The sequence below is a fragment of the Roseovarius atlanticus genome (assembly GCF_019802205.1).
GTDB lineage: Bacteria > Pseudomonadota > Alphaproteobacteria > Rhodobacterales > Rhodobacteraceae > Roseovarius > Roseovarius atlanticus_A.
This window is the reverse complement of sequence record NZ_JAHVHQ010000002.1, coordinates 160,697-173,050: the sequence shown is the minus strand read 5'-3', so window position 1 is coordinate 173,050 and position 12,354 is coordinate 160,697. Positions and strand designations below refer to the sequence as shown.

General features: G+C 63.6%; 13 protein-coding genes. 12 read left to right on the top strand and 1 reads right to left on the bottom strand.

Annotated elements, in window-relative coordinates:
* Positions 1-30 precede the first annotated feature (30 nt).
* From KUV49_RS00935 to KUV49_RS00910, 6 genes are all read left to right on the top strand, one after another.
* A complete protein-coding gene (locus KUV49_RS00935; protein WP_222451200.1) occupies positions 31-222 on the top strand; it encodes a hypothetical protein in 192 nt (63 codons plus the stop codon).
* Positions 223-399: 177 nt separating this feature from the next.
* Positions 400-1,704 carry a histidinol dehydrogenase gene (gene hisD, locus KUV49_RS00930; RefSeq protein ID WP_222451199.1) on the top strand — a complete coding sequence of 435 codons (1,305 nt, stop codon included), beginning with the start codon at positions 400-402 and terminating at the stop codon, positions 1,702-1,704.
* Positions 1,705-1,840: 136 nt separating this feature from the next.
* Entirely contained in the window at positions 1,841-2,320 is a 480-nt protein-coding gene (locus KUV49_RS00925) for a UPF0262 family protein (protein WP_152491195.1), read from the top strand.
* Between the two features lie 5 nt (positions 2,321-2,325).
* Entirely contained in the window at positions 2,326-2,787 is a 462-nt protein-coding gene (locus tag KUV49_RS00920) for a low molecular weight phosphatase family protein (protein ID WP_152491196.1), read from the top strand.
* On the top strand, positions 2,784-3,185 hold the full coding sequence (locus tag KUV49_RS00915) for a ketosteroid isomerase-related protein (RefSeq protein WP_222451198.1): 402 nt from the start codon (positions 2,784-2,786) through the stop codon (positions 3,183-3,185). Before KUV49_RS00920 ends, KUV49_RS00915 begins: the two co-directional genes overlap by 4 nt.
* Positions 3,185-3,772, top strand: coding sequence for a GNAT family N-acetyltransferase (locus tag KUV49_RS00910; protein ID WP_222451197.1), 588 nt, complete (start codon positions 3,185-3,187; stop codon positions 3,770-3,772). The genes KUV49_RS00915 and KUV49_RS00910 overlap by 1 nt, the downstream gene beginning before the upstream one ends.
* Before the next feature lie 341 nt (positions 3,773-4,113).
* On the opposite strand, the gene KUV49_RS00905 is transcribed toward KUV49_RS00910, so the two are convergent.
* Positions 4,114-4,401: a hypothetical protein gene (locus KUV49_RS00905; protein WP_222451196.1), complete on the bottom strand. Its 288-nt coding sequence runs from the start codon at positions 4,399-4,401 to the stop codon at positions 4,114-4,116.
* Positions 4,402-4,450: 49 nt separating this feature from the next.
* On the opposite strand from KUV49_RS00905, the gene KUV49_RS00900 reads away from it, so the two are divergent.
* From KUV49_RS00900 to KUV49_RS00875, 6 genes are all read left to right on the top strand, one after another.
* Complete coding sequence (locus KUV49_RS00900; RefSeq protein WP_222451195.1) at positions 4,451-4,843, top strand: hypothetical protein; 393 nt, start codon at positions 4,451-4,453, stop codon at positions 4,841-4,843.
* 332 nt (positions 4,844-5,175) lie between these two features.
* Positions 5,176-6,102: a lipid A-modifier LpxR family protein gene (locus KUV49_RS00895; RefSeq protein WP_222451194.1), complete on the top strand. Its 927-nt coding sequence runs from the start codon at positions 5,176-5,178 to the stop codon at positions 6,100-6,102.
* A gap of 98 nt (positions 6,103-6,200) precedes the next feature.
* On the top strand, positions 6,201-7,265 hold the full coding sequence (locus KUV49_RS00890) for a Hint domain-containing protein (protein WP_222451193.1): 1,065 nt from the start codon (positions 6,201-6,203) through the stop codon (positions 7,263-7,265).
* A 183-nt stretch (positions 7,266-7,448) separates the two neighbouring features.
* Entirely contained in the window at positions 7,449-10,325 is a 2,877-nt protein-coding gene (locus KUV49_RS00885) for a monovalent cation/H+ antiporter subunit A (RefSeq protein WP_222451192.1), read from the top strand.
* Positions 10,325-10,690: a Na+/H+ antiporter subunit C gene (locus KUV49_RS00880; RefSeq protein WP_222451191.1), complete on the top strand. Its 366-nt coding sequence runs from the start codon at positions 10,325-10,327 to the stop codon at positions 10,688-10,690. Before KUV49_RS00885 ends, KUV49_RS00880 begins: the two co-directional genes overlap by 1 nt.
* Positions 10,687-12,354: a monovalent cation/H+ antiporter subunit D gene (locus tag KUV49_RS00875; protein WP_222451190.1), complete on the top strand. Its 1,668-nt coding sequence runs from the start codon at positions 10,687-10,689 to the stop codon at positions 12,352-12,354. Before KUV49_RS00880 ends, KUV49_RS00875 begins: the two co-directional genes overlap by 4 nt.

Here is a 12,354-nt window from a genome sequence, read left to right as displayed (position 1 = left end):
CGAGCAGGACTTGGCCAGGTCGACAAGCAATTGCATGGCAGATGGCTGGCGGCGCTGGTGACGGCCATGGGCGCGGGGCGCGATGCTCCCGAAGAATTCGGGCCGCCCTCGGCCGACGACTGGTACACATTTCTGCGTGACTGGCGCGAGGAGGACGGGACGACGCGCCCGGAGGTCGAGGCTTACCTGTCTTCGCAAAAGGTCGATCCGGACCCTTTCTGAACTGGGGCCGTGGCGTTCACCCGGCGTCTGATCGCGGATTCGAGCCTCTCGGGTTTGCGTATCCTGGTCGATTACACAGGCAGCCTACCGCGCTGATCCGTCCGACATGAACACGGCAAAGGCCCTTGAGCGACCGGCGCGCCCGGTCTAAGTCTGCGCCGCGACAGGAGAATGCCCATGCCCGTGCGACTGACGACGAAGGACGACGATTTCGAAAGCCGCTTCACGGCGCTTCTGAGCGCCAAGCGCGAGGACAGTCCGGACGTGGATGAGACCGTCGCGGGTATCATCGCCGATGTCAGGACACGCGGTGACGCGGCACTGATCGAGCTGACGGCAAAATTCGACCGCTTGGACCTGACCCCGGCCACGTTGCGCTTTTCACGCGATGAAATCGAGGCATTGGTGGCCCGGGTTCCCCATGAAGAGCGAGAGGCGCTGGAAATGGCCGCCGCACGTATCCGGACCTATCACGAACGCCAACTGCCCGAAGACGCCTCGTGGCAGGACGAATGCGGTGCGACACTCGGGTGGCGCTGGTCGGCGGTCAGCGCGGCGGGATTGTACGTGCCCGGCGGCCTGGCGTCATATCCGTCTTCGGTATTGATGAATGCGATACCGGCCAAGGTGGCCGGCGTGGAAAGGCTGGCGATCGTGGTGCCCACGCCCGATGGTGTGGCCAATCCGGCGGTTCTGGCGGCAGCGCAGATCGCCGGAGTAGACGAGATTTACCGGGTGGGCGGCGCGCAGGCCGTGGCTGCGCTTGCCTATGGAACCGAGAGCATCGCGCCGGTCGACAAGATCACCGGGCCGGGCAACGCCTATGTCGCTGCGGCCAAGCGGCGGGTTTTCGGCAAGGTCGGGATCGACATGATCGCAGGGCCGTCCGAGATCCTGGTGATCGCGGATCGCGACAACGAGCCGGACTGGATCGCGCTCGACATGCTGAGCCAGGCGGAACACGACGAGAGTGCTCAGGCACTGTTGATCACCGACGACTCCGCCTTTGCGGACGCTGTGGAGACGGCGATCGAGGCACGCCTGGAAACGCTGGAGCGCCGGGCCATTGCCGGGGCGAGCTGGCGTGATTTCGGCGCGGTGATCGTGGTGGACGACATGGAAGACGCTGCAAGGCTGGCCGACAGAATCGCGCCCGAGCACCTGGAATTGTGCGTGGCCGAGCCCGAGGCGCTGGCGGCGAAAATCACCCATGCAGGTGCGATTTTCCTTGGAGCCTGGACGCCGGAAGCTATCGGAGATTACGTCGGTGGGCCAAATCACGTGCTTCCCACAGCCCGCTCCGCCCGCTTTTCCAGCGGTCTCAACGTTCTGGACTTCATGAAGAAAACGACGATGGCGCGGATGACGCCGGGATCGCTCAGGGCAATCGGACCCGCGGCGGAAACACTGGCGCAGTCTGAAAGCCTGGAGGCGCACGGGCTGTCGGTACGCGCTCGGCTGGACAAGCTGAACCAGGGCTAGGCCTCCTGCCTTTCAGGTGTTTCGGCCTGCCGCGCATGTCACAGCGTCGCAAAAACACCTCGTACCGACGCTTGGCTGCATTGCCCGCTTACATCTGGTGGGGTAGGCAGGACCGAGACTGCCGAAGAGATGACCCATGAGCCGTATCTGTCATATCGAGTTGGATGACGCCAACCTGCCTCCGCCCACGCCCGAGATCGAGCAGGAGCGGAAAGTGGCCATGTTCGACCTGATCGAGGAGAACTCTTTCAGCCTGCCGATCCGCGATGACCGGGTGGCGCCCGACGGGCCCTACCGTGTCGGTCTGTCGATCCGCGAGAAGCGGCTCGTGTTCGATATCCGTACCGAAGACGATGCGCCAGCGGCGGAATTTCACCTTTCATTGTCGCCCTTTAGGCAAGTCGTGAAGGATTACTGGGCGATCTGCGAAAGTTATTTCGACGCGGTGAAGAACATGCCGCCAAGCCAGATCGAGACCATCGACATGGCGCGCCGCGGCATCCACAACGAAGGTGCGCGGGTGCTGGAGGAGCGGCTGGACGGCAAGGCGAAGGTCGACACCGACACCGCGCGGCGCCTGTTCACGCTGATCTGCGTGCTGCATTTCGGGAGCTGACGCAGATGGTCGAGGAGCTTCCTCAGTCCGTTTTGTTTTGCTGCGACCACAATTCCGCGCGTTCGCCCATGGCCGAGGGCATCATGAAAAAGCTATATGGCACGGATACTTATGTCCAATCGGCCGGGGTCAAAGGGGACATGGACATCGACGGGTTCTCGATTGCGGTCTGTGACGAGATAGGGGTCGAGCTCGCGCGGCACCGGACCCGAAGCTTTGACGAGATGGAGCAGTGGGGCGACGACCTGTCCTCGTTCGATCTGGTGGTCGCGCTCAGCCCTGCGAGCCAGCGAAAAGCCCTTGATCTGACACGGGTTTTTCACCTCGATGTGGTCTACTGGCCGATCCTGGACCCGACCGGGCTGGGTGAAACGCGGGAAGCGAAGCTGAATGCCTACCGACAGACCCGCGACCAGATCGTGGAGCATCTCAAACGACGGTGGGGCGATCCCAAGGATATGAAATGACTGCAAAAAATGTGATCTCCGCCTATTTCGAAGCGTTCAACAACGGCGACGTGGATGGCATGCTGGACTGCCTGAGCGAGGATGTGGCGCACCACGTCAACGAAGGGCAGGTGCGCCGGGGCAAGGAGGCCTTTGCCGAATTCTGCGTGCATATGAGCCGCTGCTATAGAGAACACCTTGATAACATGGTTATTTTCGAGGCCGAGGCTGGCACGCGCGGGGCGGCGGAATACGTCGTGAACGGCACCTACCTGGAGACCGACGCGGGGCTGCCCGAGGCGAAGGGGCAGTCGTACAAGCTGCCTGCCGGGTCGTTTTTCTCTTTGGAAAACAACAAGATCACCCGGGTCGTGACCTATTACAACCTGGCGGACTGGATCAAACAGGTCAACGCCTGATGCGGGTCGAACGGCTGACCGGCGAAAACCTGGTGGCGGCGCTGGACGATGTGGCGCAGCTGCGGATCACGGTTTTCCGTGACTTTCCATACCTTTACGATGGCGACGCCGCCTATGAGCGCGCCTATCTGGAGCCCTATCGGCAGAGCGAGGACGCGATCGTGGTGGCGGCGTTCGACGGCGACCGGCTGGTCGGGGCCTCGACGGGCACGCCGATGGAGGATCATGCCGAGGATTTCGGAGCGGCATTTTCCGGGCAAGATATTGATATGAAAGATATCTTTTATTATGCCGAGAGTGTCTTGCTGCCCGAGTACCGCGGCCGCGGGCTGGGCCATGCGTTCTTTGATGCGCGGGAGGCCCATGCACGGGCGCTGGGCCGCGACTATGTCGCCTTTTGCGGGGTCGTCAGGCCGACGGATCATCCAATGAAGCCAGAGACTTATCGACCCCTGGACGGCTTCTGGCGCAAGCGCGGATATGCCCCCGTGGAGGGGGCGGTCGCGACCTATCGCTGGAAGGATATCGACCAGTCCGAGGAGACCGATCACCCCCTGCAATTCTGGATGCGGCGACTCGAAGGTTAACCGCGCGAAAATTCGGGAAATCGGAACGTCGGTATCGCGTCGGTATCCGGGTGGTATCGCGACGGTGCGAGTTTCGCGACTTGGCCGGGTGAACGGACCGTGCTCTGGGATTGGGCCAGTGGACGCCCGAAACCCGGCAGACGCTCGGCGAGACCCGCCCGCGATGGTCTGTCGGATGAGGGTGAGGGCGAAGGCGATGCGGGCGCGGCGATGCGGGCCGGTGTGGACACGCGGCGACATTTCAGAGGCAGAAACGACGTGGTTTGCGTCAGTGTAGCCGAGCAGCGGGCGTGTGTCCGGTTGGAGCCCTTGTGAGACATCGGGTTCGAGCATCCAGCCGGTTAACAGCCGCGCAGCGGCCCGGCCATCGTCAGCCCCTCCCTTGGGCTGGCGATTTGGCTGAGGCTGGGCGCAACGATCCTTCTGAGGATGTGTTTGGCAGGCATAAAGCGCTTCAGAATTGCCGTGGGATCGCCATCCCAGGGGCTGACGATAGCCTTCGTCTGGAACGGCAGCAAAGTCCCGCATTGCAGACCTTCATGCACCTTGCGGAGAAAGCCGGGTTCGAGTCCAATTTGCTTAATGCTGCATTGTGCATGAATGTCTTTTTCCCTTACATGCAAGTACATTGGCATAGGAGACAAATCAGTTGGGATGACGAAACCCTCTTATGAGATCATGACAGATTTTACCGAATACCAAACTTGGCCATGGTTTCAGGAATATCTGGTCCTTTCGGAAGCGGCGCCAATCGCAACAGATGCTAAGATTCTGCCCGTTACTGTGGGCGAGGCCTATTGTACGTGGGTCTTAGACACTCCCGAAGTCCGCGATATCGTCTACCGCGGATATGTTTTGCACAAAGTCGAAGATGATCTTGAAGATTCGCTTCTGGGAACCTCAACAAGATACTTCTTATTGCGAAACAACATATCCGAAAAGAACAGTGCGAACCTAACGGCCTGCTGGCAGGTTTTGGAACTGATCTTGATGGGGGAGCTTTCGCCTCCGCCACATGAAGATGTCCGAGACAGGCTGCTGCGCCATTCATGGGCATTCAAAAGAGTATAGATGTTGGCGTCGTCAATTCGCCAGCTTGCGCACGTGAAGCTTCGTCTGGACAACCTAGCAGTCGGCGTATGCTGCGACGGTCCAACACTCATTTCATAACACTCATTTTGCACGCGGCCTAAGAGCGGTCTATTGGCGCAGCCGCAGCGAAATCCCGCTGTGCCCCGCGCAGCCGTCATTCGATACCCCAGGCTCATGGCGCGGGGCCGGTCTGACGACATGTTGCGCGAAGCCCACGATGCGGAAATTCGGGACGTGGGCGATGGCTCTGTGCCGCGCTTTCGGTGTACCACGTCAAGGCCCGGGGGGGCGACGAGTATGGGACAACGGACATGACGCGCCTCCTTGCAAATTTTCTGACCATTTTCGCGGTGCTCCTGGCCGGGCAGGCCGCCGAGGCAGGCCCGCGCGAGCGCATCGGCTATGGTTGGCTGGCGACCAACGACATCGTGGGCGACCTGCACGACCGCTGGCAGACCGGCTCGATCCAGACCAGCCGTGTCTGGGGGCCGGGCTGGACCGGGCGCCTGCCGCAGGGCTTTGGCGAGGTGCTGGAACTGCGTTTCGGCGGACGGGTCGTGGCGCCGCAGAACCTGAACACTCCGGCGCCGGGCGACCGGCCCTTCGGCGGGGCGCTGTCGCTGGGGCTGCACACGCATTTTGCCCGTGGCGCGATGGATTTTGCCGTGGGCGCGGACGTGGTGGTGACCGGGCCGCAGACCGGACTCGACGATTTCCAGAAGTTCCTGCACGAGGCGCTGGGCGGGCGTAACATTTCCGGCCGGGTGCGGCGCAACCAGGTCAGCAATGACGTGAACCCCGAACTGGTGATGGAGGCGGGGCGCGCCTTCGACCTGGGCGGCAACGCCGAGATCCGGCCCTTCGTCGAGGGGCGCTGGGGGTTCGAGACGCTGGCGCGCGTGGGCTTCGACATGACGATCGGCCAGCGCGGGCGCGGCGGGTTGCTGGTGCGCGACCCGGTGACGGGCCAGCGCTATGTCGCGGTGCAGGGCAACGAGGCGCCCGGTGCGAGCTTTGTCTTCGGGGCCGACACGGCCTATGTGGACAGCAGCGAGCTGTTGAACCGGGACCGGGGCATCCAGCTGACCGATGCGCGGACACGGGTGCGCACCGGCGTCAACTGGCAGGGCGAAGGCGGCAGCACGATTTTCTACGGGCTGACCTGGCTGGGCGAGGAATTCGAGGCGCAGAAGGAAAGCCAGCTTGTGGGATCGGTGCGACTGCGCCTGAGATTCTGACCGTAACCCTTTGTTAACACTTTGCAGGCTGATTCGTTTTTGCTAGCCTGCCCGCACAAAAAGACAAAAAAAGACTTAAAAAGGCAGGCATACAGGCAATGGGAACGACCTTTCGGGGCGCGTTCGTCATCTCCTGGTCGCAGACGGAAGTGGACGGTTTGGACGCCGCCCCTGTCCAGTCTCTTGACGTGGGGGCCGCATGGTCCTGGCGCGGGGATCTGGTGCGGGTGGACGGGCCCAATGAAGTACTGCGCCTTGAGCGGACGGAACGGGACGCAATGAGCCGCAAATGCGCGGCAAAGCTGGTGCGGCGGCTGGTGACGGCGGCGCGCACGGGAACGACCAGGCTGGACGAGGTGGAGGTGCACGAGCCGCTGATGGACAGCGGATTCGTGGTGACCAATGGGGTGCGCAGCTATACCATCACGCTGATCGAGGTGGGGCACGGTGCGCCGCCCCTGCTGATGTTCCTCGATGACATCCCTCCCAGGAATACCGAGATGTGGATCGTGCACCAGTCGCTGGGCGCGCATCGCAGCCAGACGACGGACGTGGAAAGCGGCGGGGTGATCTGTTTCACCCCCGGCACGCGGATCGAGACGCCGGACGGGCCACGGCTGGTCGAGGAGCTGCGCGAAGGCGATTACGTGCAGACCAAGGACAACGGCGCGGAAGAGATCCAGTGGATCGGCAGCCGGAGGATGAGCGGCGCGCGGCTGTTCGCCATGCCGCACCTGCGGCCGGTGCGCATTCGCGCGGGCGCGCTGGGCGTCGAGCGGCCGGACGAGGAGCTGCTGGTCAGCCCCGAACACCGGATGCTGGTCGAGGGCGAGATCGCGCAGGCGCTTTACAACACGCCCGAGGTGCTGGTGTCGGCCAAGGACCTGGTGAACGGGCGCAACATCACGATCGACCTGGCGGTGCGGGAGGTGACCTATGTGCACCTGCTGTTGCCGCGCCACCAGGTGTTGTGGGCCAACGGGGTGGAGACCGAGAGCTTTCATCCCGCGTCCGCGTCGCTTCAGGCGCTGGACGACGAGGACCGCAAGCGGCTGTTGGAGTACAATCCCACGCTGGAATTCGAGCCGCAGACCTATGGCGGATTCGCGCGGCGCAACCTGAGCGCGTCGGAGGCGGCGATCCTTCAGCACGAGGCGGCCTGAGCCGCCCGGACAGATTGTCACGGCGCCCCCGCCGCCGCGCGGGTGCCACGATGCATGCATCTGATTTTATGGCGCGATAACGCAGGATTATAACCGACAATTTCGGTCGTTTTTCCTTGCGCTTTCGTCGCTGGGATGCAGTTTAGGTCGGAATTTACGAAACTGTTACGCCAAGGAGTTCGCGTGTCCCTCTTCTTTATCGTAGCACTTCCGTTTTTCGGCGCCCTTTTGCCGGGCTTGATGAATTCGGCGGGGCGGTCGTCCTGTGCAGGGGTCACGTTCACGGTTTCGCTGGCCGCGTTCATCGGGCTTTTGACCAACCTTCCGACGGTTCTGGCCGGGGGCACGGTGATGGCGCAGATCGACTGGATGCCGGCGCTGGGCCTGAACTTCACGCTGATGCTGGACGGGCTGGGGTTTTTCTTTGCCTTCCTGATCCTGGGCATCGGGATGCTGATCATCGCCTATGGCCGGCAATACCTGAGCCGCGAAGACCATATGGGCGAGTTCTTCACCTACCTGCTGCTGTTCCAGGGCGCGATGGTGGGGATCGTCCTGAGCGATAACATCCTGCTTTTGCTGGTGTTCTGGGAGCTGACGTCACTATCGTCCTTCCTGCTGATCGGATACTGGAAGCATCTGCCCGAGGGCCGGCAGGGCGCGCGGATGGCGCTGGCGGTGACCGGCATGGGTGGCCTGGCGATGATCGGGGGGATGCTGATTCTGGGCCAGATCGTGGGCAGTTACGACCTGAGCGTGATCCTGCAAAACCGCGAGATGATCCAGGCCGATCCGATGTACGTGCCGGCGCTGATCCTGATCCTGCTGGGGTGCTTTACCAAGTCTGCGCAGTTCCCGTTCCATTTCTGGTTGCCGCACGCGATGGCGGCCCCCACGCCCGTCAGCGCCTACCTGCATTCGGCAACGATGGTGAAGGCGGGGATCTTCCTGATGGCGCGGATGTGGCCGGTTCTGTCGGGCACGCCGGAATGGTTCGTGATTGTCACCACGGCGGGGCTGATCACGATGGTGCTGGGCGCGGTGATCGCGCTTTTCAAGCATGACCTGAAGGCGCTGCTGGCGTTCTCGACGGTCAGTCACCTGGGGCTGATCACGATGCTCTTGGGCACCGGGACGGCGTTCGGGGCGATGGCGGCGGTGTTCCACATCCTGAACCACGCGACGTTCAAGGCGGCGCTGTTCATGTCGGCCGGGATCATCGACCACGAGGCGCATACGCGGGATATCCGTCTGTTGGGCGGCTTGCGCAAACTGATGCCGGTGACGTTCGTCATCGCCACGCTGGCGGCGCTGTCGATGGCGGGGATTCCGTTCCTCAACGGCTTCTTGTCGAAGGAAATGATGCTGGAGGAGGCCAACCATACCGTGTTGTTCGATGCGTGGTGGTTCGTGCCGGCGCTTGCCGTTATTGGCTCGCTCTTTTCGGCGGCCTATTGCTTTCGCTTCATCTCGCACACCTTCCTTGGGCCGGTGCGCGACGATTACCCGGCCAAGCCGCATGATCCGCCGGCGGGCATGTGGCTGCCGCCCGCGATCCTGGTCGTGCTGGTGGTGGTGATCGGCGTGGCCCCGTTCCTGGTGCAGGATTTCGTGTTCCTGGTGGCCAAGGCCGTCATTGGCGGGGTCGAGCCGCTGGAGGTGAAATACATCAAGATATGGCACGGTCTGGTGCCGGCGCTGTACATGTCTATCGCCGCCGTGGTGGGCGGGCTGATCGTGCTGATGCTGTTCAAGCCGTTGCTGAAGCTGTGGGACGCGGCGCCGCGGCCCGAGGCCAAGGTGATCTTCGAGTGGATCGTCGAGACGGCGGCGGCGGGGGCGCGGGCGTTGATCCATCCGATTCACAACGGGTCGTTCACGCGCTATGCCGCGGTGGGGTCGGCGGCGATCATCGTGGCGGGATACTATGCCTGGGTGACGGGCACGGTGGCCGAGGCCACGCGCGAGATGCAGGCGCCGAGTGCGGTGACCATCGCCGGGTGGCTGATGCTGGTGGCGGCGACGGGGGCGCTGGTGCTGTTGCATCGCAACCGCTTCTTCTCGCTGATCCTGATCGGCATCGTCGGGCTGATGGTATCGGTCGGCTTCATCTTCTTCAGCGCGCCGGACCTGGCGATGACGCAGTTCACCGTAGAGGTGGTGACGATCATCCTGCTGCTCTTGGCGCTGAATTTCCTGCCCAAGACGACGCCGGTGGAAAGCAGCCTGCTGCGCCGGGTGCGCGATGCGGGCGTGGGCGTGGTCGGCGGGCTGGCGACATTCGCGCTGTCCTATCACTACCTTCTGCGAGACGCGGTGAGCAGCCCGATTTCCGAGTATCACCTTGCCAATTCCTACAAAGGCGGCGGCGGCACCAACGTGGTGAACGTGATCCTTGTCGATTTCCGGGGCTTTGACACCTATGGCGAGATCATCGTGCTGGGGATCGCGGCGCTGTTGATCTATGCGCTGACCGAGACGCTGCTGAACAGCAAGGTGCGGGCGCGGCTGCTGAACCGCACGCCGGATCAGCCGCGCGCGGGCGACATGCATCCGATGATGATGGTGGTGCTGACGCGGGTGATCATGCCGGTGGTTCTGATGGTCGGCTTCTATATCTTCCTGCGCGGCCATAACGAGCCCGGCGGCGGGTTCATCGCCGGTCTGGTCGTGTCGATCGGCGTGGTGATGCAGTACATGGCGAGCGGTTTCGCCTGGACCTCGCAGCGGTTGCGCTATCCCTATCACGGGGTGATTGGCGCGGGCGTGCTGATCGCGGGGCTGACCGGCATCGGGTCGTGGTTCGTGGGCAAGCCGTTCCTGACCTCGGATTTCACCTATGTGCGCATTCCGCCCTTCGAGAAGTTCGAACTGGCGACCGCGGCACTGTTCGACCTGGGCGTGTTCCTGGCCGTTGTGGGCGCGGTGATGCTGAGCCTCGAGAGCTTCTCGCGGCTGGCGCGGCGGGCGCATACGCCGGATACGGAGCACCCGATGGATATCGACCCGTCACGGGATGACCCGCCGAAAACGGTGGGCGCAAGCGGGGGGCCTGTCTGATGGAGTTTCTTGTTGCATCGGCCATCGGTGTCATGACCGCGGGCGGGCTTTACCTTGTGCTGCGGCTGCGGACCTTCCCGGTGATCCTGGGGATTTCGCTGCTGACCTATGCGGTGAACGTGTTCCTGTTTGCCTCGGGGCGGCTGACCGTGGGGGCACCGCCGGTTCTGGTGGACGGGGTCGAGACCTATACCGATCCGCTGCCGCAGGCGCTGGTTCTGACGGCCATCGTGATCTCGTTCGGGATGACGGCGGTGGTGGTGATGATCGCGCTGGGGTCGTTCCTGGGCGCGGATGACGACCACGTGGACGACCAGCCCGAGGTGGAAGACCAGGACGACGCGCAGGCGGAGGGCCAGCAATGACCCATTGGATTATCGCGCCCGTCGTGCTGCCGGCGCTGCTGGCGCCGTTCATCGTGCTGGCCGCGCGGTTTCATTTCGGGATCCAGCGGGCGTTCTCGGTCGCGGGTGTGGTGGCGCTGATCGCCATTTCGGCGAGCCTGGCGTGGAGCGTGTCGGACGGCGACGTGATCCTCTACCAGCTGAGCGACTGGGCCGCGCCCTTCGGCATCGTGCTGGTGGGCGACAGGCTGTCGACGCTAATGGTGCTGCTGACCTCGGTGCTGGCGCTGTTCGTGCTGCTGTATGCCATCGGGTCGAAATGGGACGAGCGGGGGTGGCATTTCCACGCGCTGTTCCAGTTCCAGCTGATGGGGATCATGGGCGCGTTCCTGACCGGCGACCTCTTCAACCTGTTCGTGTTCTTCGAGGTGCTGCTGATCGCGTCCTACGGTCTGATGATCCATGCGGGCGGCAACGAGCGGTTGCGGGCGGGGGTGCAATATGTGCTCTACAACCTCATCGGCTCGACGCTGTTCCTGTTCGCGCTGGGTTCGATCTATGCCGAGGCGGGGACGCTGAACATGGCGGACCTGGCCGAGCGGGTGACGCAGATCGGCGCGGAGGAGACGGTGGGCATCCGGGTGGCGGCGGTGCTGCTGCTCTTGGTATTCGCCATCAAGGCGGCGCTGGTGCCGCTGCATTTCTGGCTGCCGTCGAGCTATGCCGAGGCGCCGGCGCCCGTGGCGGCCCTCTTTGCGATCATGACCAAGGTGGGGGCCTATGCCATCATCCGGGTCTACACGATGATCTTTCCGCCCGACCTGGAGGCGACGGCGGGGCTGCATGTGGTGTGGCTGATGCCCGCCGCACTGGTGTCGCTGGCGATAGGCATGATCGGCGTGCTGGCGGCCAAGAAGCTGGACCGGCTGGTGGCGTTCTCGATCATCGGGTCGATGGGCATGGTGATGGTGGCGATTGCGCTTTTCACCGAGGACGGGATCGCGGCGGCGCTCTATTACATCGTGCATTCGACGCTGGCGGGCGCGATCCTGTTCCTGATCACCGACCTGGCGCGGTCGGGGCGCGACAACCTGAACCTGACGGCGCAGCCGCCGGTGTCGGGGGCGGCGCTGACGGCGGGGCTGTTTTTCGTGGGCGCGATTGCCATGGCGGGCCTGCCGCCGCTGTCCGGGTTCCTGGGCAAGCTCCTGGTGCTGGACGCGGCCTATGACAGCGTGCAGATGCCGTGGATCTGGGCGGTGGTGCTGGCCTCGAGCCTGATCAGCGTGGTGGGATTTGCCCGGGCGGGCAGCAACGTGTTCTGGAAGGCGCGCAGCATCGCGCGGCCCGAGGGGGCGCCGGTGGTGGCGGCCCCGTCCGCGCTGAGCTATACCGCCGTGGGCGGGCTGATCGCGCTGTTGATCGCGCATACGGTGTTTGCCGGGCAGGTGCACGGGTACACGCGGGCGATTTCGGCGCAGCTGTTCGCGCCGGAGCCTTATATCTCGACGGTGCTGGAGACGCCGGGCAAGCTGGGCCGGCCCGAGGACAAGGCCAAGGGCGGCCATGGTGATGACGGCCATGGCGACGAGAGCCACGGTGCCGAGAGCCACGGCGATGACGCGACCCATGGCGAGAGCGACGCGGGCCATGGCGCGGACGAGCAAGAGAACGGGGGGCACTGA

What these genes read in the sequence shown, in the direction of transcription:
- hisD (WP_222451199.1), top strand. Translation starts at nt 400, where the DNA reads ATGCCCGTGCGACTGACGACGAAGGACGACGATTTCGAAAGCCGCTTC.
- KUV49_RS00925 (WP_152491195.1), top strand. Translation starts at nt 1,841, where the DNA reads ATGAGCCGTATCTGTCATATCGAGTTGGATGACGCCAACCTGCCTCCG.
- KUV49_RS00920 (WP_152491196.1), top strand. Translation starts at nt 2,326, where the DNA reads ATGGTCGAGGAGCTTCCTCAGTCCGTTTTGTTTTGCTGCGACCACAAT.
- KUV49_RS00915 (WP_222451198.1), top strand. Translation starts at nt 2,784, where the DNA reads ATGACTGCAAAAAATGTGATCTCCGCCTATTTCGAAGCGTTCAACAAC.
- KUV49_RS00910 (WP_222451197.1), top strand. Translation starts at nt 3,185, where the DNA reads ATGCGGGTCGAACGGCTGACCGGCGAAAACCTGGTGGCGGCGCTGGAC.
- KUV49_RS00905 (WP_222451196.1), bottom strand. Translation starts at nt 4,401, where the DNA reads ATGTACTTGCATGTAAGGGAAAAAGACATTCATGCACAATGCAGCATT.
- KUV49_RS00900 (WP_222451195.1), top strand. Translation starts at nt 4,451, where the DNA reads ATGACAGATTTTACCGAATACCAAACTTGGCCATGGTTTCAGGAATAT.
- KUV49_RS00895 (WP_222451194.1), top strand. Translation starts at nt 5,176, where the DNA reads ATGACGCGCCTCCTTGCAAATTTTCTGACCATTTTCGCGGTGCTCCTG.
- KUV49_RS00890 (WP_222451193.1), top strand. Translation starts at nt 6,201, where the DNA reads ATGGGAACGACCTTTCGGGGCGCGTTCGTCATCTCCTGGTCGCAGACG.
- KUV49_RS00880 (WP_222451191.1), top strand. Translation starts at nt 10,325, where the DNA reads ATGGAGTTTCTTGTTGCATCGGCCATCGGTGTCATGACCGCGGGCGGG.
- KUV49_RS00875 (WP_222451190.1), top strand. Translation starts at nt 10,687, where the DNA reads ATGACCCATTGGATTATCGCGCCCGTCGTGCTGCCGGCGCTGCTGGCG.